General features: G+C 45.4%; 14 protein-coding genes and 1 CRISPR repeat array. Of the genes, 13 read left to right on the forward strand and 1 reads right to left on the reverse strand.

Translation table 11 applies throughout. The features are described from left to right. The first annotated feature begins 2 nt into the window (after nt 1–2). The 4 genes from cas4 (at nt 3) to ACO064_RS16375 (ending at nt 13,143) form a co-directional block, all read left to right on the forward strand. On the forward strand, nt 3–554 hold the full coding sequence (gene cas4 / locus ACO064_RS16360; RefSeq protein WP_421828332.1) for a CRISPR-associated protein Cas4: 552 nt from the start codon (nt 3–5) through the stop codon (nt 552–554). Between the two features lie 45 nt (nt 555–599). After that, nucleotides 600–1,685 carry a type I-B CRISPR-associated endonuclease Cas1b gene (cas1b, locus tag ACO064_RS16365; protein ID WP_421828333.1) on the forward strand — a complete coding sequence of 362 codons (1,086 nt, stop codon included), beginning with the start codon at nt 600–602 and terminating at the stop codon, nt 1,683–1,685. A gap of 22 nt (nt 1,686–1,707) precedes the next feature. Then, complete coding sequence (cas2, locus tag ACO064_RS16370) at nt 1,708–1,971, forward strand: CRISPR-associated endonuclease Cas2 (RefSeq protein ID WP_421828334.1); 264 nt, start codon at nt 1,708–1,710, stop codon at nt 1,969–1,971. 216 nt (nt 1,972–2,187) lie between these two features. Next, nucleotides 2,188–12,481: direct repeats of the CRISPR family, unit length 29 nt; unit sequence GTATCAATCGCACCTTCGGGTATTGAAAT. A gap of 338 nt (nt 12,482–12,819) precedes the next feature. After that, a complete protein-coding gene (locus ACO064_RS16375) occupies nt 12,820–13,143 on the forward strand; it encodes a DUF2958 domain-containing protein (protein ID WP_421828335.1) in 324 nt (107 codons plus the stop codon). 100 nt (nt 13,144–13,243) lie between these two features. Here ACO064_RS16375 and ACO064_RS16380 read toward each other — a convergent pair whose 3' ends face one another. After that, nucleotides 13,244–13,717: a hypothetical protein gene (locus tag ACO064_RS16380; protein WP_421828336.1), complete on the reverse strand. Its 474-nt coding sequence runs from the start codon at nt 13,715–13,717 to the stop codon at nt 13,244–13,246. A gap of 248 nt (nt 13,718–13,965) precedes the next feature. Between ACO064_RS16380 and ACO064_RS16385 the strand changes: the two genes are divergently transcribed. The 9 genes from ACO064_RS16385 to ACO064_RS16425 all read left to right on the forward strand — a co-directional run bounded on the left by ACO064_RS16385 (nt 13,966) and on the right by ACO064_RS16425 (nt 22,170). Next, complete coding sequence (locus ACO064_RS16385; protein WP_421828337.1) at nt 13,966–14,604, forward strand: recombinase family protein; 639 nt, start codon at nt 13,966–13,968, stop codon at nt 14,602–14,604. A gap of 25 nt (nt 14,605–14,629) precedes the next feature. Next, nucleotides 14,630–14,815 (forward strand): hypothetical protein, encoded by a 186-nt coding sequence (locus ACO064_RS16390; RefSeq protein WP_421828338.1) that lies wholly within the window; start codon nt 14,630–14,632, stop codon nt 14,813–14,815. Beyond that, nucleotides 14,763–16,097 carry a radical SAM protein gene (locus ACO064_RS16395; protein ID WP_421828339.1) on the forward strand — a complete coding sequence of 445 codons (1,335 nt, stop codon included), beginning with the start codon at nt 14,763–14,765 and terminating at the stop codon, nt 16,095–16,097. The genes ACO064_RS16390 and ACO064_RS16395 overlap by 53 nt, the downstream gene beginning before the upstream one ends. Nucleotides 16,098–16,133: 36 nt before the next feature. Beyond that, nucleotides 16,134–16,628 (forward strand): hypothetical protein, encoded by a 495-nt coding sequence (locus ACO064_RS16400; RefSeq protein ID WP_421828340.1) that lies wholly within the window; start codon nt 16,134–16,136, stop codon nt 16,626–16,628. A 94-nt stretch (nt 16,629–16,722) separates the two neighbouring features. Continuing rightward, nucleotides 16,723–17,499, forward strand: a complete 777-nt coding sequence (locus tag ACO064_RS16405; protein ID WP_421828341.1) for a DUF6088 family protein — start codon at nt 16,723–16,725, stop codon at nt 17,497–17,499. Further along, nucleotides 17,496–18,482, forward strand: a complete 987-nt coding sequence (locus ACO064_RS16410; protein WP_421828342.1) for a nucleotidyl transferase AbiEii/AbiGii toxin family protein — start codon at nt 17,496–17,498, stop codon at nt 18,480–18,482. Before ACO064_RS16405 ends, ACO064_RS16410 begins: the two co-directional genes overlap by 4 nt. A 102-nt stretch (nt 18,483–18,584) precedes the next feature. Next, nucleotides 18,585–19,094 carry a hypothetical protein gene (locus ACO064_RS16415; protein WP_421828343.1) on the forward strand — a complete coding sequence of 170 codons (510 nt, stop codon included), beginning with the start codon at nt 18,585–18,587 and terminating at the stop codon, nt 19,092–19,094. A 654-nt stretch (nt 19,095–19,748) separates the two neighbouring features. Beyond that, on the forward strand, nt 19,749–20,684 hold the full coding sequence (locus tag ACO064_RS16420; protein ID WP_421828344.1) for an FHA domain-containing protein: 936 nt from the start codon (nt 19,749–19,751) through the stop codon (nt 20,682–20,684). 94 nt (nt 20,685–20,778) lie between these two features. Beyond that, the gene (locus ACO064_RS16425) at nt 20,779–22,170 is read left to right on the forward strand and encodes a PP2C family protein-serine/threonine phosphatase (protein ID WP_421828345.1); all 1,392 of its coding nucleotides are present in this window, start codon (nt 20,779–20,781) and stop codon (nt 22,168–22,170) included. The last annotated feature ends 3 nt before the right edge of the window (nt 22,171–22,173 follow it).

The raw sequence follows: 22,173 nt of genomic DNA on the forward strand, positions 1-22,173 counted from the left end.
TAATGGCAACACTTACCAAACTCCGCATTGGCGGGATGCTTGTAGGTTACTATCGGCTCTGTCCGCGAAAGGCGTGGCTGTCGATGCGGGGTATCTGGATGGAGCAGGAGAATGACACTGTCGAGTTGGGGCGGTTATTGGATGAGCACAGCTATGACCGCTCGGAAAAACACCTCACGGTAGATGCCGAAGCACCGGATGGGACAGCATTAGTTGGCAAGATCGACCGCGCTAATCTCAAAAACGGGGTATTGCATGAAACCAAGAAAAGCCGTTCCTGCGAGGATGCCCACCTGTGGCAGGTTCGGTTTTACCTTTGGCTATTGGCCCGAAATGGCGTTACCAGATCGGATGGATCGCCCTTTCTGGGGCAGTTAGACTACCCATTGCTTCGTCGGACTGAGTCGGTTACGCTTGAACCTGAACACATTGATATGTTGGCCATGACTGTTGCGGCCATTCGGGAACTGGGCACCACCGAAATGCCACCCGCCCGACTATCGAAACGAACGTTTTGCGCCAAATGCGCTTTTGAAGAATTGTGTTACGGATGACCGTACTGATACGCATCACATTGCCTCTCTACATCACTTCCTTGCATGAAACGACCACACTATTTGTTTTCCAATGGCCGATTACGTCGGCAGCATAATACGCTCTCGCTTGAACGCGCCCCCGGCGACCGTATGCCCGATGATGACCCAACCGATGAGGGTTTACCGTCAGTTGAGCCTGATGGGCGTAAACATCCGTTTCCGGTCGAGACGGTCGATAGTTTGTATATCTTCGGTGAGGTCGATATTAACACTAAACTGATTACATTCTTGGGCCAGCAGGGAGTGCCGACATTTTTCTTCGACTACTATGGTTATTATACCGCTACGCTTTATCCTCGTGAAGCCCAACTATCCGGGCGGTTGCACATCGAGCAGGCCCGTCACTACCTCAGCCCCAAACGACGGCTGGTCCTGGCACGAGCGTTTGTGGAAGCGGCTCTATTTAACATCGAGCGAGTTATCAAATATTATCAGCCCCGGTTAACAGGCGATGCCAAATTGGCGGTACAGGCTACACTGACCGATTTGGTTCGCGACCGGGAGGCTTTACCTTTAACAACTGACATTCTAACGTTGATGGCCGTTGAAGGGCGTATTCGGGATCGATACTATCGGCTTTGGTCGTATTTTCTAGGCTCCGACGTAACGATCCGGTTTCCATTTACCAAACGGGAACGAAGGCCGCCATCGAACGAATTAAACGCCCTGATTTCGTTCGGAAATTCGCTTTGTTATACGACTGTACTGCGGCAAATTTACCGAACCGCTCTTGACCCGACCATCGCTTTCCTGCACGAACCCGGTGACCGGCGATTTTCACTTTCGCTTGATCTCGCCGAGGTATTCAAACCTTTGCTGGTAGATCGAATGATTTTTAGATTGCTAAAAACGGGAGAAATCAATCCAAAGCATTTTGAAAAACACCTGGGGGGGTGTTATCTAACCGAGGTAGGACGAAAAATTGTGGTTGCTCACTGGGATGAACGACTGAGTCAGACTGTACAGCACCGGACGTTGAATAAAAAAGTGTCTTACGAGCGTCTAATTCGTTTCGAATGTTACAAATTAGTTCGGCATCTGTGCGATCCTGTCAGCGAACCCTATCAGGGATTACATATGTGGTGGTAACCATTAAACGTTCTTTGACATCATGCCTTACATTATTGCCGTATATGACGTAGGACAGAAACGCGTTGGTAAAATGTTAAAACTGTTTCGACGCTACCTGATCTGGGTACAGAATTCAGTATTCGAAGGGGATTTAACGGCTGCTCAGGTGAAGCAATTACAGCAAGAAGCTGAAGCCTTAATGGATGAAAATGACGGAGTTGTTTTTTATCAGCTTCGCGATGAACGCTATCGGGAACGAATTGTGGTTGGCATGGACAAAGCTGAGCGGAGCCGGTTTCTCTAAAGTCGTCGGCCTATCGGATTATTAGCAAGATTGACGTCATATGGCCATCGTTCATTAAGCAATTCCTTTTAATTTTAACAGAGTGCCGTTTTTTTTTAGTCGTCAGCCTGCGGGAGTATTTACACGACCGGAGGCTGACGACTTTTTTGTATAATTTTACTTTTAAAATCCTGCTACATCGGCTTGAAATTGCGTTTTTCTTCGCAATTTCACCGGGTATCAATCGCACCTTCGGGTATTGAAATAAGGTGGGCGAATTGCTGTATGCCGGTAACGAACGGTGTATCAATCGCACCTTCGGGTATTGAAATGTAAGGATGTGATTGTAAACTCACTCAAAGCCCCGGTTGTATCAATCGCACCTTCGGGTATTGAAATTTACCCTTTGCGTTCCGCTTACCCATCCTGACCCGAAGTATCAATCGCACCTTCGGGTATTGAAATCATTTAATCGGCTGGCAGCACTGAAAAAGCGCAAAAAGTATCAATCGCACCTTCGGGTATTGAAATATATTGGCGGGGGCGCTGGTGTTGGCCCACAAGGCCCGTATCAATCGCACCTTCGGGTATTGAAATAAAGCCGTTCGATTCGCAGGAACTGCGTTATATCACGTATCAATCGCACCTTCGGGTATTGAAATATTGGCGTAGCGATCCTGAAAAAGTACCGCGGCATCGGTATCAATCGCACCTTCGGGTATTGAAATAATTGGCAATGCAAGCCAAAATATTTCAGGATCACTGGGTATCAATCGCACCTTCGGGTATTGAAATAAGGAGGTTATTACAGAAGCTGAACACAACCGCCGAATGTATCAATCGCACCTTCGGGTATTGAAATTTTCCGTTTCGAAGTACAATAAATTTTCGGACTGTGTATCAATCGCACCTTCGGGTATTGAAATTGGCGGTCAGGGCTTGAGGGGAGAAAATTCGAGTCAGTATCAATCGCACCTTCGGGTATTGAAATTCGATCGTCTACAAACAGGAACGCATCGGCCTGATGCAGGTATCAATCGCACCTTCGGGTATTGAAATTTTCCGTCCAGTGCTCCGCCGGTTAGCTTGATGTTCGTATCAATCGCACCTTCGGGTATTGAAATGAAGGTTCCCGCGCTGATCTGGTAAGGATCGCGGGTATCAATCGCACCTTCGGGTATTGAAATAGTGTCACGGCAGACCACGCGGTCGGGATTTCGATGTATCAATCGCACCTTCGGGTATTGAAATAACATCCTGACGGGATTCAATCTGTCGCTTCAACTCCGTATCAATCGCACCTTCGGGTATTGAAATGGCGTAGTCTCCAAGACGACGACTTCTAACCCCTGGGGTATCAATCGCACCTTCGGGTATTGAAATGCGAGCCGCTACGATGTTTTCCACCCCGAACTCTTTGGTATCAATCGCACCTTCGGGTATTGAAATTAGTTGCAAGCCGGTAGCCGTGAAACCCGGCCAGCGAGTATCAATCGCACCTTCGGGTATTGAAATTTGTCATAGAGTTCTTCCCAGAAATTCCCTTCCGGCAGTATCAATCGCACCTTCGGGTATTGAAATACAGGGGAGCAATCAGGGCCTGCGTTGCGCAGGACAGGTATCAATCGCACCTTCGGGTATTGAAATCAATTACCTGCGGGACACCCGGCGTCTTTACAGCGTGCGTATCAATCGCACCTTCGGGTATTGAAATATACCCAACTTCATACGCAATCCGCCGGGCGACTTCGGGTATCAATCGCACCTTCGGGTATTGAAATATCGGTGGTTCGTTACCTCCCGGTTTCGACCAAATTGTATCAATCGCACCTTCGGGTATTGAAATCACTGGGCGCGGGACGCATTACCAATGTCATCATCGTATCAATCGCACCTTCGGGTATTGAAATAACGTAAGCCGTGAAGCCCTCCCATGTGGCGAACATCGTATCAATCGCACCTTCGGGTATTGAAATTGGGGAATAGCGCAGCAACGGTCGTTCAGAACTTTCTGTATCAATCGCACCTTCGGGTATTGAAATGCGTATTAACAGCTTCTATCCAATATCCAGAGGTGGTATCAATCGCACCTTCGGGTATTGAAATGAACCGGGAACGGTGTAATGTTTTTGGTTACTCGCTCAGTATCAATCGCACCTTCGGGTATTGAAATTCAAAGCCATAGCAGTAACTTCTAAAAATATGGCACGTATCAATCGCACCTTCGGGTATTGAAATCATTAATGGCCATTGCGGCACAGATAACCGATTGGGCAAGTATCAATCGCACCTTCGGGTATTGAAATGTAGATGGCAGCGTAGCAAAGTTTGCAATACGCGCGATGTATCAATCGCACCTTCGGGTATTGAAATCAGCAGGCGGTCGACCCGTTCGCTGTAGGTTCCTCCGCGTATCAATCGCACCTTCGGGTATTGAAATTGGTTCAAAAGAACGAAACAGAATGAGTGTCACGATGCGTATCAATCGCACCTTCGGGTATTGAAATTTGAAGTGTTTGGCGACCCTAAGATTTACTCGAACGTCAGCGTATCAATCGCACCTTCGGGTATTGAAATGTGAAGGTAGCCACCGAAGACGTGCAGCTTAAACGCGTATCAATCGCACCTTCGGGTATTGAAATTTCCAGATGTACTTGAATAAGTTTTTTAGGTGATCCCAGTATCAATCGCACCTTCGGGTATTGAAATGTAACCGCCGGGTGGAAGTTTTTGGAGAAAATCACTGTATCAATCGCACCTTCGGGTATTGAAATTCAATATCATACATTTCACGTCCGCCAAACGATACAGAAGTATCAATCGCACCTTCGGGTATTGAAATTGGGTGCTGGCCTGATTGATGAGTGCTAGACCCAACTCGTATCAATCGCACCTTCGGGTATTGAAATTTGATGATCGAGAGTTGACCGGAGGAGAACAGACGCCGTATCAATCGCACCTTCGGGTATTGAAATCAGCAGGCGGTCGACCCGTTCGCTGTAGGTTCCTCCGCGTATCAATCGCACCTTCGGGTATTGAAATTGGTTCAAAAGAACGAAACAGAATGAGTGTCACGATGCGTATCAATCGCACCTTCGGGTATTGAAATTTGAAGTGTTTGGCGACCCTAAGATTTACTCGAACGTCAGCGTATCAATCGCACCTTCGGGTATTGAAATGTGAAGGTAGCCACCGAAGACGTGCAGCTTAAACGCGTATCAATCGCACCTTCGGGTATTGAAATTTCCAGATGTACTTGAATAAGTTTTTTAGGTGATCCCAGTATCAATCGCACCTTCGGGTATTGAAATGTAACCGCCGGGTGGAAGTTTTTGGAGAAAATCACTGTATCAATCGCACCTTCGGGTATTGAAATTCAATATCATACATTTCACGTCCGCCAAACGATACAGAAGTATCAATCGCACCTTCGGGTATTGAAATTGGGTGCTGGCCTGATTGATGAGTGCTAGACCCAACTCGTATCAATCGCACCTTCGGGTATTGAAATTTGATGATCGAGAGTTGACCGGAGGAGAACAGACGCCGTATCAATCGCACCTTCGGGTATTGAAATGAGTTGCTTTTTGGCGATCACCAGCACGTCGAAGTAGTATCAATCGCACCTTCGGGTATTGAAATGATTTGTCAACGAGTGTTTCCAGGAAGAACCACGCCTGTATCAATCGCACCTTCGGGTATTGAAATTTTCGGATTCAGTTCAGCATGGGTCGGGACTCGGGGTATCAATCGCACCTTCGGGTATTGAAATAAGAGTTTTGAGAGGAAATAAATAAGCAGACAAGCTAGTATCAATCGCACCTTCGGGTATTGAAATTACCTCCCCCCAGATCAGGGCCGAGGGTGGACTTTGGGTATCAATCGCACCTTCGGGTATTGAAATGGTTTCGTTGGTGGTTGTATTTCGCCAGGGCATGAGTATCAATCGCACCTTCGGGTATTGAAATAGCAGATCGACACGGATAGCCCGCACCCGTACCAGCTGTATCAATCGCACCTTCGGGTATTGAAATTCGACCATGCTGGGAATACCTTCGATGTCAACCTTTGTATCAATCGCACCTTCGGGTATTGAAATCGTCGCCGGTCAAGCCCTCCTTCAACTGCTTTTCCAGTATCAATCGCACCTTCGGGTATTGAAATTACCTTCAATCGCATCCAGCCGTTCAACGTCGATGCGTATCAATCGCACCTTCGGGTATTGAAATTTCCATCCTGACGCTTATATACCGCACCGGGCATATGTATCAATCGCACCTTCGGGTATTGAAATAGTACATCCGGTTTGTGCGGGCTGACAACAAATGCGGTATCAATCGCACCTTCGGGTATTGAAATTAAAAGGCGAATTGGGCATCGAAACACTGATTCCGGTAGTATCAATCGCACCTTCGGGTATTGAAATATGCTGTCCGATAAGGTGCGGGAGGTGAGCGAGTCGCAGTATCAATCGCACCTTCGGGTATTGAAATGGAACTGATTAAATCGTGTGAATGGGTCTTTACCTCGTATCAATCGCACCTTCGGGTATTGAAATGTGCCGCTCCGACCTCAACGGTCAAAGTCACGGAAACGTATCAATCGCACCTTCGGGTATTGAAATAACGTGGGCTTTCTGGCGTCGGGCATCGTTGTTCAGGGTATCAATCGCACCTTCGGGTATTGAAATATGTGATAGACCTGAAGGCCGCGCCTGGAGGCTTCCTGTATCAATCGCACCTTCGGGTATTGAAATTTGCGGAACTGTTGTAGGGCGTGGCCAGCGCAAACCCGTATCAATCGCACCTTCGGGTATTGAAATGTATTCCCCGATACCAGGGTCATCGGCATCCAGTCGCTGGTATCAATCGCACCTTCGGGTATTGAAATAAGGTTCCGAAACCGGCTAACGAAAAAGCGGCAGGAAGTATCAATCGCACCTTCGGGTATTGAAATGACCCGGCCGCTTTCAGTTCGGTGGCCAGCCCCCGGGTATCAATCGCACCTTCGGGTATTGAAATTTAGAATTCCCTTCATCACCTTCTCCATGAATTCCTTGTGTATCAATCGCACCTTCGGGTATTGAAATCTGTTTGCGGGAAGTTAATGTAGTCAACCCCTTCGGGTATCAATCGCACCTTCGGGTATTGAAATGGAAACGAACGTCTTCTACGCCAATGATGGACGTGAGTATCAATCGCACCTTCGGGTATTGAAATTTCAGATTTACATTGGTAATTGCATTTCGGTAATTGTATCAATCGCACCTTCGGGTATTGAAATTACTACACCATTCGGGGCTTGAATGTACCGGAAATTAGTATCAATCGCACCTTCGGGTATTGAAATTCGATCTTCGCGCGGGGTAGCCAGTTTCTAACGAACGTATCAATCGCACCTTCGGGTATTGAAATCCGGGCAACTATCGATCTACGCGAAAAGCGTCACCAAGTATCAATCGCACCTTCGGGTATTGAAATGTGTCTGTGCACTGGCGTCTGCGCCTGAAAGAGCCACAAGTATCAATCGCACCTTCGGGTATTGAAATCATACTCGAATGTTGATTTACCACTTGCCGGGTCGCGTATCAATCGCACCTTCGGGTATTGAAATAAAACAAGGGGGCAACGTCAGCGGAAATCACCAAGAGTATCAATCGCACCTTCGGGTATTGAAATTCTCTGTACGCGCTGGATTACGGCTATTCGGAAGACGTATCAATCGCACCTTCGGGTATTGAAATACGAAAACCGATGCAGATTGTTGCGGCTTCACGGGTATCAATCGCACCTTCGGGTATTGAAATGCGAGTCATTGTCGGTTTTGTGGAACCTGACGAGCTGGGTATCAATCGCACCTTCGGGTATTGAAATGAGGCCAGTGGGAAGGCTGGCAGGTGACGCACTACCCGTATCAATCGCACCTTCGGGTATTGAAATGTAGTCCCAAAGACTGGGACTGTGGCGACTGGCCGTATCAATCGCACCTTCGGGTATTGAAATGACGAGAAAATATTAATTGCTCCCTCGGTAAGGGGGTATCAATCGCACCTTCGGGTATTGAAATGTATAGACAATCAGCCGGAACCAGTCCAGGCAAACCGGTATCAATCGCACCTTCGGGTATTGAAATGAGTATAAGTCATTCATGAGCATTACGGATGACGTCAGTATCAATCGCACCTTCGGGTATTGAAATAGAACGTTGGCATCTTACTGAGCGATGGAAAAGATTTGTATCAATCGCACCTTCGGGTATTGAAATTGATGTGCTGGTGAATGCCTGCTATTTCGCCCAGGTATCAATCGCACCTTCGGGTATTGAAATCTGAAAAGTGGCAAGGTGTACCCGCTGTACGTCTGGGTATCAATCGCACCTTCGGGTATTGAAATTTGAGTACATCGAGGTAGTACGGAATTTGGGGGAGCCAGTATCAATCGCACCTTCGGGTATTGAAATGCGACGGCGAACACGGCAGCGATCAGGTCGGTCATGGCGGTATCAATCGCACCTTCGGGTATTGAAATGTTTTGCAGACATGCGGTTCCTTGATGACAAAGGCGTATCAATCGCACCTTCGGGTATTGAAATTAAAATGCTAATTCGCGCTTGCGCTCAGATGCTTTTAGTATCAATCGCACCTTCGGGTATTGAAATGAACACGGGCCACCGGAACACGGGCGACCAGAACAGTATCAATCGCACCTTCGGGTATTGAAATAAAAAAATGAATACGAATAAACTAATGGTTTCAAGTATCAATCGCACCTTCGGGTATTGAAATAAGGGGCAAGCGGGCAGATTGCACTGGAACTAACGCTGGTATCAATCGCACCTTCGGGTATTGAAATTTGTATGAGCGTTGTTACAAGGAAATCCATAAGGCCGTATCAATCGCACCTTCGGGTATTGAAATTTGATGGATGTGCTCAAATGCTTTCCTACTGGCCTAAGTATCAATCGCACCTTCGGGTATTGAAATTGATATGGAAAAGCATTATTGGCATTTGTTTGATGGCGTATCAATCGCACCTTCGGGTATTGAAATAAGAAATGACGGTCTTTCTCGGCGATCAATCCTCCGCCAGTATCAATCGCACCTTCGGGTATTGAAATATGAAAAACTTAGTAGACTTCAAACGCGCCATTAAGTATCAATCGCACCTTCGGGTATTGAAATATTCGAGTGCTGGATATGGACAACTTCGATCAAGCCGGTATCAATCGCACCTTCGGGTATTGAAATTTTTCATTCAAGTATATTTTTAAAAGTGATTAATCAGTATCAATCGCACCTTCGGGTATTGAAATCGGTCGCTGGCAACTGGACGCCCACGCCCATTGGAAGTATCAATCGCACCTTCGGGTATTGAAATGTAATTGTCCAGTGCTTTACGCACGGCCCGGAGCGGTATCAATCGCACCTTCGGGTATTGAAATTCTGCTTCGTCAGTTTGCGCATTTTTACCCAGTCCGGTATCAATCGCACCTTCGGGTATTGAAATATCCGTATGCCGTGAGGACACTGCGGGATGCGTTCGTATCAATCGCACCTTCGGGTATTGAAATTTGGTAAACAACCCGTTTTATATAGTATAGTCCGCATGTATCAATCGCACCTTCGGGTATTGAAATAAGCCCTAACCCGCGCCGGGTGGGTCTGTCAAGCCATCGTATCAATCGCACCTTCGGGTATTGAAATTAAAACGCTGCGGGTCTGTTTGGCGGAGGATTGATCGTATCAATCGCACCTTCGGGTATTGAAATGGCGTTGAGGAATCGCATGTTTTTGACGCACCAGCGTAGTATCAATCGCACCTTCGGGTATTGAAATGATGGCTTCCAGCGACTTGCGCTGTTTACCCAAGTAGTATCAATCGCACCTTCGGGTATTGAAATGCGTAGCATGGCTTTGTCGTTGCCTTCCAGCAGCAGCGGTATCAATCGCACCTTCGGGTATTGAAATAAGTACTGCCAGAAAAACCCGAACGCTTTAGCTACGTATCAATCGCACCTTCGGGTATTGAAATATGCAAACGTATTCGATCCTGACGCGTTCGCTTGGGCGTGTATCAATCGCACCTTCGGGTATTGAAATAAAGTGACGGCACAACGGATATTTACAACCCCGGGTATCAATCGCACCTTCGGGTATTGAAATGCGTAAAAACCGGGCGTAACCCCCTCAATTTTCACTCGTATCAATCGCACCTTCGGGTATTGAAATAGGCTATTCTGGCAAAATACGGACAGGACGGCCTTGTATCAATCGCACCTTCGGGTATTGAAATATTTTCTGTACTATTGCGGTTTGTGCAAAACCGTAAAGTATCAATCGCACCTTCGGGTATTGAAATCGTAAGACCCCGAAATCCAAACAGCTTCATGAATTTTGAGTATCAATCGCACCTTCGGGTATTGAAATTAGCAATCCTGCATCATGCTATCGATTTCTTCCAGCAGGTATCAATCGCACCTTCGGGTATTGAAATATAGTGAGCAGGGCGCTGGGAATTGTGCCGTAAAGGTATCAATCGCACCTTCGGGTATTGAAATAGGGTGTAAGCCACGACAAAGCCTTGAACGACGCGCGTATCAATCGCACCTTCGGGTATTGAAATGTCTGCGTTTTCGAGCGGAACATCCAGCATCGCCGACGTATCAATCGCACCTTCGGGTATTGAAATTGTTTTGTCCGGATGATTTTGTACTTCTGCTCAGGAGGTATCAATCGCACCTTCGGGTATTGAAATCTGCTGGCGGCTTATGAAGTCACACCCGATCCGGACGTATCAATCGCACCTTCGGGTATTGAAATATTGTCGGCCCGGGTTGCCAGATGAGCGTGGCTGTGTGTATCAATCGCACCTTCGGGTATTGAAATGGGGATTTGCTCGATATTCTCATCACTTACGTTCGGTATCAATCGCACCTTCGGGTATTGAAATCGTTTACAATTCCTATGGATGGGCAGTTGAGATCATCCGTATCAATCGCACCTTCGGGTATTGAAATTTAACGCAGTTGGAGAAGCTAACCCTTCTCTGCAATCGTATCAATCGCACCTTCGGGTATTGAAATGGATTTTGAGAACGGGCCGACCGGCGCTTTTCCAGTATCAATCGCACCTTCGGGTATTGAAATAACAGCCCACAAATGCAGGCGATGCTCGAACGGGTCTGGTATCAATCGCACCTTCGGGTATTGAAATGATTACGAAGCCCTAAACGACTTCATTCAATATTTTGTATCAATCGCACCTTCAGGTATTGAAATCTTCCGGGTTCCCTTGTAACGTCCTGTAATTTCGGGTGGTATCAATCGCACCTTCGGGTATTGAAATATAAAGCGGAGTCTATGGCAAAGTTTACGGAGGTTTGTATCAATCGCACCTTCGGGTATTGAAATGCAGCACCAACGACGGACTGGAAACCTACCACCGGTAAGGTATCAATCGCACCTTTGGGTATTGAAATGCGTTGTTGCTGAGCCATTGGGAGGCCAGCTGGGGCGGTATCAATCGCACCTTCGGGTATTGAAATGTGGTTATCCCGGCCGGAATCGATTGTAAGGAGCAGGGCGTATCAATCGCACCTTCGGGTATTGAAATCCGACATTCCGGCCACGCTGTCCGACTGGCAGAAGGTATCAATCGCACCTTCGGGTATTGAAATGTAACGGCTTCGTAAAATTCTACCTTAGGCTTAGCCGTATCAATCGCACCTTCGGGTATTGAAATCACAAAGAATGGGAGTTCTGGCTGTGGGTTTCGTCCTGTATCAATCGCACCTTCGGGTATTAAAATGTAAAAGTGCTGACAGTTCCGCCAGCGCCTGAAAAAAGTATCAATCGCACCTTCGGGTATTGAAATTACAGCCGGGCGATGACCCCGCCTTTGACGTCCAATTGTATCAATCGCACCTTCGGGTATTGAAATGTGGATGATGCAGCGGTTTGTGATGTAAGGCACCAGCAAGTATCAATCGCACCTTCGGGTATTGAAATAGAGGAACTCCTGTTTGATCACGTTCGCGCCCTGCGAGTATCAATCGCACCTTCGGGTATTGAAATTGGCTTTTCTCTGTTTATGAAAACGGTCAACCGGATCGTATCAATCGCACCTTCGGGTATTGAAATGCGCAACACCTCGGTACTGTCGACGGCTTCGGGGAACGTATCAATCGCACCTTCGGGTATTGAAATGTGCAAAGGGGTTGGCTTACATGATTTACACTTATTTGGTATCAATCGCACCTTCGGGTATTGAAATTAGTAAAAGGCCAGGCCCAATTCGGCGGCAATCGTTGTATCAATCGCACCTTCGGGTATTGAAATGGGGCGTTCAGGGCGGTGTAACGACCCCTACCCCTCGTATCAATCGCACCTTCGGGTATTGAAATATAAACTTCTTCTGATCGGTCTGGCTCCCCTTCAAAAGTATCAATCGCACCTTCGGGTATTGAAATTGATTTTGCCGCTTCGTTCCATGCGTAGCAATGTCCGTATCAATCGCACCTTCGGGTATTGAAATGCGTCTTATTATATATTCCGGCAATTGCAGGCGAGTGTGGATAAATGAGACAAGACCCTTAGTCTGGCAGTGACCGTGAGCGTGCATTACTCATGAGCGCAGTCAACGATGGCTAATACGCGCTTATTCGTAGTCGTTTGGGGCTTAACCGTTACCTTATTAATTCGCCAGTAAGCAGGCCAGGGTTTTACCGGTGATGTACCAGACGTCACTCATTCTACCAACAATATTTTTCGCCTGCTGATCGCATTCCCCGCCCAACCAAAATTTTTGCTGGTTTATTCGCTGATACCGTCCGGTTGTGCCATCGCCGTAACTCTAACTTTACGGAGAACAAAATGAAACTGTTTACCCAATCCCAATACCGACAACTCTTGAAAAATGGTGATCCCATTCTACGGGGTAAAGATCATTTTCCGGTTGTCAAACTTTTTACACCGGACGCTAATGCGACCTGGTTACTTACTGAAATCGATCCATACTCCCCGGATATGGCTTTTGGTTTATGCGATCTCGGTTTGGGCGCACCGGAATTGGATTACATCAATCTATTCGAATTGACCACTTTAGGTGGCTATTTGCGATTGCCGGTGGAACGTGACCGATGGTTTATGGCCACCCATCCAATTAGTGTTTATGCGCAAGCTGCACGGATGGCATAGGCTATCACCGAGGAGTCAACCGCCTTGCAATTAGCGGAGGCTATCTTGAAAGCGGAGTAAATAGCCCCGGTTCAATGCTCCGGCTACCAGTCGGGGCATTTTATCGTCGGAAACCGCGCCGACGTTGTTGGGTCTTTTGCTCCCGTTTTTCGCGGGTCTCTTGCGCCAGCCTTTTAACTTCAGCCTCATCGGCTGGACGGCCTTTTACATTTTGTGGCGGCTTCATTTGCTGGTCACCCGATCCTTGCTGGGTGGTTGTGTTGGGTTCCGTTTGCTGCTGTCGATACGTCTTTATCATGTCAGCCGCCTTATCCTGACTCTGGGAAATATCGGGCCGGGGCTCAGGTGGGGTAGGCTCTCCCAAATACGTTCGTTGTTCCTGAGCGAAGCGGGATTGTAAATCTTTGACCTTTTTTTCGTGCAGTTCTTTGAGCCGGTCTAACTGACCAGCAAATCGGGCTTTATCGTAATGCTCGTTTTGCAGATTTTTAATCGTTGCGTGGTCTGCATAATATTCCTGATTCAGCCGTTCAAGCTCCTTGTCCTGTTGGGCTAAGAGGTCACTATATGACATAGCAGGTGAATTATATAAGTAGTGGAATGGCCCAGAAAAAAAGAGGATGAGCTAATTTTTCATCCAAAAATTTGTACTGAAGTAAACGATCATTAACCCCTATACACCAATGTCTTTTTTTTACGATCACCTCATTTGTAAATCCTTGTTCAACAGGCTCTTTTTAGCCGGACTAACCGAATTTTAAGCTGAATCTGTTCAAAAGTAATTGATCGTTTACATCTGAACAACAGCACGGTTAACCCGCTATGAAACAAGTCATTGCCTACTACCGCGTTTCCACACATCGACAGGGGCGAAGTGGATTGGGGCTGGAAGCTCAGCAATTGACGGTAGCCAGTTATTGTCGGCTTAATGGCTATGACCTGATTGATGAGGTGGTTGAGGTGAAATCAACCCGAAAACAGCAGAATGGCCTTTTTGACGCCCTGGAGCGATGCCGGCAGAACAAAGCAACGTTGATGGTAGCCCGGCTGGATCGATTAGGCCGCGATGTTGAAAAAATTGCCAGACTAGTGAAATCCGACGTCGAAATTGTGGTGACCGATAACCCGCACGCCAATCGGTTTACGATCCATATTTTGGCTGCGGTCGCTGAAGAGCAACGGCAGCGAATTAGTGAAACTACGAAAGACGCTCTGGAAGCCGCCAGAAAACGAGGGATTGTACTGGGCAAATATGGCAAGACGTTGGCCAAACGAAATAAAAAGGCCGCCGAAGAGTTTGCTCACCAGCTTTCTCCTCTGCTCAAGAAACTGGAAAACCGGGGTATTACTACCGTGCGAGCGATTGCTCAGGAACTCAATAAACAAGGCGTCTCGACGTTTCGCGGTGATAGCCAGTGGCATCCCAGCACGGTGTATGCCATTTTGAATCGATTAAAATAAACTGAAACAAAAAATGGTACCCGCTATGATCTCTACCAACAGCCAGGACATCCTGTTTGATGACCTTTCCATCTTAGAAAAATTGATTGGAAAAAAGGAACTGTCCATCACCTCCGCCAATGCCAACTGTGATTGCGTAGGCTATTCAGCACCCGACGATGAAGACATTAATACCCATCAAATCGCCCCAACTGCTGATCCGGCCCATTGACGATCAGCAGTTCTATGTGGTCAATTGCGCCTATCCGAATTCGCTACGAATTCTGAATCGGGCGCAATATGAGATTATTACAGCCATTGATAACCAAAGCACCACATCCGAAATCGGCTATAAACTCGCTATTTCGGCTGATGTTTTGGAAGCGTTTTTCGGATTGCTTACCCAAACCGAGATTATCCGGTTTGACCATTCTTTTAGCCAACCCAAAAAACCAGTTATTTCAGAATCGCTGAATTTCTGGATTCACACCACCAACCGGTGCAATCTAAGCTGTGGCTACTGCTATATATCAACCCTGAATACCACCAACGGCATGCTGGATACCACCAAACAGCAATTGCTGAATAAACTGGTTGAAACCGTCAGGAACAGAAAGCTTAAACACGTGAAGTTCAGATTGGCGGGAGGTGAACCTTTGAGCCAGTTCAAGTCCTGGAAAGCCTTCATTCCCCATGCCCGGAGGACGTTAAACGAATTAGGGTGCGAACTTGAGCTTTCCTTTATTACCAATCTGACCATTTTAACGGATGAGATGCTGACGTTTTCCAAAGAGCATAATATCAGCTATGGAGTTTCGCTGGACGGATTAGCAACGGATCATGATGCGACCCGGAAATTCCGGTCGGGTGCTGGTAGTTTCGACATCGTTGATCGAAATCTGCGCACCTTATTGGATCATCACATACCGGTATCCATTAATACGGTTGTGACCAATACGAATCTGGAAGGCTTACCTGACCTGACCCGCTATCTGATTGATCGGGACGTTGCGTTTCGTTATTCGATTGTGAAAGGTGAAGCCATCGATGGGGAAATGCTGGAAGCCTATTTGTCGGAATCTTATTCGATCATGAAAGACGCCATTCAAACCGGCTGGCGCTTCTCCCAACGGCATCAATTCTGTGATCTTAAACCCAATGCGTTAGGGTTCCAAACCTGTGCATCGGGATTTTCCGGTGGAGCCATCTATGTGGACGGTACGGTTAACTACTGCCACGTTCATTTTGGCGACCAGACTCAGTTGTCCCACAGCCTTTTCAATACCGATCTGGATTTGGTGGATATGATTGAGCAGGGTAGTCATTATGAAGAAATGAAATCAACAGACTGTCAGTCATGCCGGTATAAATCGGTATGCACCAGCGGTTGTCCGGTGTACCGGGTAAATGGGAAAGACCCGCAGTGCAGCCTGTACCACCGGTTTATTCCGCTGATTTACGACTTGCAAGCCCGAGAACGATTGAAATTACTTCGGGATTATACCATACTTTAGACTTGTTTTCCTCTTTTTGAGCAAGGGTGAGTTGGCTTGTCGGTCCTGGTTTCAGTCATCATTTCCGGGCTAGCGTTGCTGGCCACCTTTTATCAATTGTATCTGCAACGGGTGCACAATGAAAAATCCCTGAAACCGTTGGGACAAATTGATTTACCCGATTATAAAAAGCAGGTAGCGGTTCATATTCGGAATAATGGTTTAGGGCCGCTTATTCTTGACCGGCTGACGTTTATCAAGGACGACCAGCAGTACACCAGCATTGATAATTGCCTGGATCTTGATCCGAGGTCGTATATGCGGATGGCAATCAGTGATACCGTAAAACGAGTGGTTCTTCCCAACGCCCATTTGGTCGTTTTCGAAACGCAATTTGAAGACCATGAAGGCGAGATCGAAATCGATCAGGCCCGAATGCAGTTGGCATCTATCACTTTAAAAGTGGAGGGTCGGGATATTTACGATAACAAAATCAAGCTGGAGCGTAGCCTTCACTGGTTTGCCCGATACATGCTGGATAAAGAAGGTTGATTGATAAAATGGGTATATAATCAGCCGTCTGTTTTATTGTTCGTTCATATTCATAGGGTTATCTAGGTTTAGTACATTGCGAATGTCAAGTTTTTTGATCAAAAAACTTGACATTCGTATCGATTTACGCTACACTTGTCAAATGACCAGTATTTCAGATCAGGTAAACCAACAGATTCAGGGGCTGCCCGAAGATACCAGCTTCGGGTATGGTCAGCTTGCCTTGGCTAAACAGGACTATCAGACTGCTGCTAAAGCCCTGGAACGCCTTCAAAAGAAAGGCGTCATTAAAAAACTTTCCAAGGGGATTTTCTACAAACCGAAGAAAACCATTTTTGGAGAGAAGAAGCCCGGCGAAGAGCAGCTCCTAAAACCGTATCTCTACCAAAACGGTAAACGAACGGCTTATATCACGGGTGACTATCTGTATAATCAACTGGGGCTGACAACACAGGTACCAGCGGTGATGAAAATAGCCAGCCGAAACCGGAGAATCTTTGTCAATACGGGCTCTGTCAAAGCAACGGCGGTCAAAAGCTACGTGGAGGTGACCGACGATAATTATCAATTATTAGGGTTTCTGGATGCCATGAAAGACCTCAAACAAATTCCGGATGTCGATATGGGCAATGCTCTTGCTATTTTCAAAGACAGGGTTGGGCAAATAAACCCATTACAACGTCAGGCGATGATTGATTATGCGTTGGCTTATCCGCCACGGGTGAGGGCCTTGCTGGGGGCGGTATTGACGGCTTTGAATCAGCAGCAGGGGACCAAAAAACTTTGGGATAGCCTTAACCCCCTGACAAAATTTGATCTGGGAATTGACAATAACTTGCTGCCGGACGCATCCGATTGGAACATTCAATGAAGCTACATGAAGATCAGGAACTCTTCGCCGATGCGGTCACCATCACCGCTCAGCACATGAATTTGCCTCAGATTTATGTCGAGAAGGATTATTGGGTGACGCTGGCGTTGCAACGCATATTTACGGGACCACTCGCCGAGTGGTCCGTTTTTAAAGGGGGAACCGCATTAGCTAAATGCTTTTCGTTTATCAACCGCTTTTCCGAAGATATCGATCTGGTGCTTCTAAAAGAGCCTGGCCTTTCAGCGAACCAGTTAAAAGAACGCCTAAAACGAATCAGTAATGCCGTCTCTGAATTCCTTCCTGAACTGGAAACACCAGGCATTACCAATAAAAAGGGCATGATCCGAAAAACGGCCCATTCCTATTCGAAAGTGTTCGTGGGTGACTTTGGGCAGGTACGCGACTTAATTATTCTGGAATCCAGTTGGCTAGGCTCATCAGAACCGGTGATAACGGGCCAGGTCAGTTCGTTTATCTATCAAATGATGCAGGCGAGGGGACAAGACGAATTAGCCACTCAGTATGATCTGTTGCCGTTCGAGGTGCAACTTTTGGCACCCACGCGAACACTTTGTGAAAAGATCATGAGCCTGGTCCGGTTTTCCTATACCGAGAGGCCGCTGGTGGATTTACGCAATAAAATACGTCACGTGTATGATCTACATCAACTTCTAAAGCAAGAGGGTATTTCGGCCTTCTTCGATTCCGATGACTTGGATGTGATGTTGCACAAAGTGGGTAAGGATGACGAAATCAGTTTTCGCAACAATAAAGACTGGTTGTATCGGCATCCGGCTGATGCATTACTGTTTTCTGATTTAGACCGTGTTTGGCCGGAATTACGGAGCACCTACCACGGATCGTTCAAAAATCTTGTTTTTGGCGAGTTACCGACTGATGAAGCTGTGTTTCAAACGTTGGGGCGGATCAACGACCGGCTGGCTTTAGTAGCTTGGACTATTAGAAAGGGCAACTTTTAACACGAAAAACTAATTGTAACGCAACACGAAAAACTAGTTTTAATCCGGCAATAAGGATTATAGACTATTGCGGTATCATTATTTAGGCAGAGGCAGGTCATCTTGGCAATCATTATTTCAATCCTGGCGTTGCTGGCGACGTTTTATCAATTGTATCTGCAACGGATGCACAATGAAAAATCCCTGAAACCGTTGGGACAAATTGATTTACCCGATTATAAAAAGCAGGTAGCGGTTCATATTCGGAATAATGGTTTAGGGCCGCTTATTCTTGACCGGCTGACGTTTATCAAGGACGACCAGCAGTACACCAGCATTGATAATTGCCTGGATCTTGATCCGAGGTCGTATATGCGGATGGCAATCAGTGATACCGTAAAACGAGTGGTTCTTCCCAACGCCCATTTGGTCGTTTTCGAAACGCAATTTGAAGACCATGAAGGCGAGATCGAAATCGATCAGGCCCGAATGCAGTTGGCATCTATCACTTTAAAAGTGGAGGGTCGGGATATTTACGATAACAAAGTCACGCTGGAACGTAGCTTTCAGTGGTTTGCCAGATATATTCAGGAAAAGGCCATTGAGAAGGATTTCACTCCCGCAAATAGATAAACTCACATTCAGATTCCTCCGCTGAGGGAATAAATAGGAAATAACGATCAGCTGCTAATCAGAAAAGTAAACTAGTTGTCAATTGTTAGAACCAAAAACTGCAGTCCTGTTCAAGGATTCAAGCCAATAGATAATAGTGAAGTGGAAAAACCATTAAAAGAAGGCTTGTATTATCTTAGTTGCTTATTGCAGTTCTTTGGCCTCGTAGTAGTAATCTGCTGGAGGGCCTCTAAACTAGTAAATACTTTGTTCTTCGGCTTTAGCATTAAATGACTATAGAGTAGCTCTAATTTTTCAATCTCAATCTGCTACTAAACTTAGCCACCACAGTAGAAATAGAAAAGATTACAGAAATTTGAATCGGAAAGTTAGCAAGTAAGACAATGCAGGAATACGGACTGCGTTTATGATTAGAAAGAATCTGTATTGGAGATATCTCGTGAATGATATATTTAGTGTTAATATTTTAGACGAATAATACTAAATTTCACACTAAGGATAGAATTTACACATAAATATATATTATCATTTTCATATAATTAAATAGTTGCAATGGAATTGACCTCTTTTTTGATTTGTTAATAAGTCTCTCGGATCACTAATTCCACCAAAGCTACCAAAAGTATTGTACTCATAATTTAAAAGAGCTGAAAAATGGGCATTCTAGATAAATTACTCCCCAAATTATCAAAAACCGAAAAACAGGAAGTCACCAATGAACGCTTAAGAGCTGAGATATTAGAATGTTTTGACTTCTCAATTAAGAAGAAAAGGGTAGGCAATATTGCTATTTTTGATATGCACTACATTATTATCATGAGCCCAGAAGCTTTTCAAGAAATCTTTCAAACATTACCTTACGTCGTGAAAGTTGTAATAAACGACTTTTATAAAAGACTGAAAAAAATTAAAAAGTCCAGTGAAATAGGTTCAGTTTCTAGCAACTGGGTCTTTCAATTTGCGCCAGGTAAAGAGTTTAACGGTGAAAAAGTAGATTCATTAATCATCATGGGAGCGCCTACTGGTTACAATATGAATGAGAATCAAAATAATGGCCAGGCAAAAATTAAAGTAACTATCAAATCTAAGAAAACGACCGAGTTTGAACGATTAGACCTAAATCAGGATGCATTTAAGGGGATTGATTTTAGAGCGACAGGGGTATTCGCGGTTAAATTCAATCCCGAATTAGAGTGGGGAGAAACATCTACTCTAACACGTTCCAAAGGAGCTACACTGGCTAACATAGAATGGTATTTAGGGGATCAGAACAAAGAGGGAGCCTATGCGATGAAGGTTAGTGAGATAGTAATTGCCCGTGATACGGATCAAGATAAAAGTATTCATAGAGGAAAGCCCAACTATCTACTTCTAGATTCGAAGTGGATATCAGATATACATGCGCGTATACGTTTTCAAGAGGCTAATCGCCAGTTTCAAATTGCTTCGTTTAGCAGAAATGAAACTCGTGTAAATGAGCAACTAATTCCTCGAAGCGAAGCCGCTAATCCTAAATGGGTTAATTTACCAACTCCTGCTAAAATTACACTTAACACAACAGTTGTATTAAAATTTGAAAGTACCATTTAAGTGTCATGTTAGATCTAATACTCTCATTTTCACTCTTGTTCTTTGTTGTTCTGTTAGCCTTCAGACAATCTAAAAATCTGCCTCAATAAAGTTTATGCCTTATATTCAACTTGCTGGTGTCACCGATGTGGGGCAGCTTCGCACAGACAATCAGGATACATTTATTGCCGAACTACTAACTTCCCCTGGATGGGGATCTAACCATATTGCTCTATTGGCAGTAATTGATGGTGTCGGTGGATACATGGGTGGAGACAGAGCCGCTACTATAGCGCGTCGTTGTATTGCAGAATATATGGCTGAGCCAAAAGGGGAAATACCAAGCATGCTGCGGGAAGCAGTAGTCTTCGCTAATAACCAAATTTTCGAAGAACGAAAAGCAGATTTAAAATTATCTCGGATGGCCTGTGTACTAACTATTACGATAGTAGATTCCAAAAAGCAAAAGTTATATTTTGTACACGTTGGTGATACTCGCCTTTATCGGTATCGAAATGAAACTCTCGAAAAAATTACACAAGATCATTCATTTGTGGGTATACGTGAGGATGCCGATGAACTAACCGAGGAGGAAGCAATGAATCATCCGCGTCGGAATGAAATATTACGAGATGTGGGATCAGATCTTCATCAGATCAATGATATTGATTTTTTCGACGCAGGTGAAGAAGACCTTTGGCCGAATGATATATTACTACTATGCAGTGATGGTCTAACTGATATGCTTAACCGCGTACAAATTACCACTACCTTAAACAGAGATACTCCGCTGGAGACGAAAGCTACGGATTTGATTAACCTCGCAAACCAACAAGGCGGAAAGGATAATATCACGGTAGTATTGGCCCATAATAGACTATCAGTGCTAGGACAATCGCAAGATTACTTGAAGGATGCCGTAGAGGAAACTCAAATAGAGACTCCAGCAGTTGAAAATGTGGCTAAAGACACTTTTCTATCCAAGATAATTATTTCTAAAAATTTACTTTGGATCATCATTACTTTCCTAACCATAGCTATTCTGTTAGAGAGTTACTTCCTAATTTTTTCTTCTAATCAGCAAATAAAAAAAACTTCAATTTTAATATCTACTTCTGATTCAATCAGTATATTGAAGACTCAAAAAATTTTGCCCACTGAATTAAATGATACCCTGAGGCTTGGCCAAACTCTTATACTAGGTGATACGCTATGGAGCCACAAAGGGGTAAAACCATTACTGGTCATTCCGTATGATACAGTAAAAAATAATGTAGCCTTTCGCATCAAAAAGGGAAGTAAAATACTTTGGGAAAATATTTGGATACAAGGTTTTAAGGTGGGTGCGTTGGCAGAGCCAAATGTGACAATATCTTTACGTAAAGTGCGATTTATAAATGTGGGAAAACGAATGCAGATTGATTGGCCTGCTAAAGATACATTGGGAAATTATATTATTACTTTTGCCATTCAGGCAGATTCTGTTACAAAGCGTTCTCCTCACTGAGAT

Source organism: Larkinella sp., assembly GCF_965227735.1.
Lineage (GTDB): Bacteria > Bacteroidota > Bacteroidia > Cytophagales > Spirosomataceae > Larkinella.

Bases quoted from the DNA above. Each gene is read 5' to 3' on its own strand.
- cas4 (WP_421828332.1), top strand. From the start codon at position 3: ATGGCAACACTTACCAAACTCCGCATTGGCGGGATGCTTGTAGGTTAC.
- cas1b (WP_421828333.1), top strand. From the start codon at position 600: ATGAAACGACCACACTATTTGTTTTCCAATGGCCGATTACGTCGGCAG.
- cas2 (WP_421828334.1), top strand. From the start codon at position 1,708: ATGCCTTACATTATTGCCGTATATGACGTAGGACAGAAACGCGTTGGT.
- ACO064_RS16375 (WP_421828335.1), top strand. From the start codon at position 12,820: ATGAAACTGTTTACCCAATCCCAATACCGACAACTCTTGAAAAATGGT.
- ACO064_RS16380 (WP_421828336.1), bottom strand. From the start codon at position 13,717: ATGTCATATAGTGACCTCTTAGCCCAACAGGACAAGGAGCTTGAACGG.
- ACO064_RS16385 (WP_421828337.1), top strand. From the start codon at position 13,966: ATGAAACAAGTCATTGCCTACTACCGCGTTTCCACACATCGACAGGGG.
- ACO064_RS16390 (WP_421828338.1), top strand. From the start codon at position 14,630: ATGATCTCTACCAACAGCCAGGACATCCTGTTTGATGACCTTTCCATC.
- ACO064_RS16395 (WP_421828339.1), top strand. From the start codon at position 14,763: ATGAAGACATTAATACCCATCAAATCGCCCCAACTGCTGATCCGGCCC.
- ACO064_RS16410 (WP_421828342.1), top strand. From the start codon at position 17,496: ATGAAGCTACATGAAGATCAGGAACTCTTCGCCGATGCGGTCACCATC.
- ACO064_RS16420 (WP_421828344.1), top strand. From the start codon at position 19,749: ATGGGCATTCTAGATAAATTACTCCCCAAATTATCAAAAACCGAAAAA.
- ACO064_RS16425 (WP_421828345.1), top strand. From the start codon at position 20,779: ATGCCTTATATTCAACTTGCTGGTGTCACCGATGTGGGGCAGCTTCGC.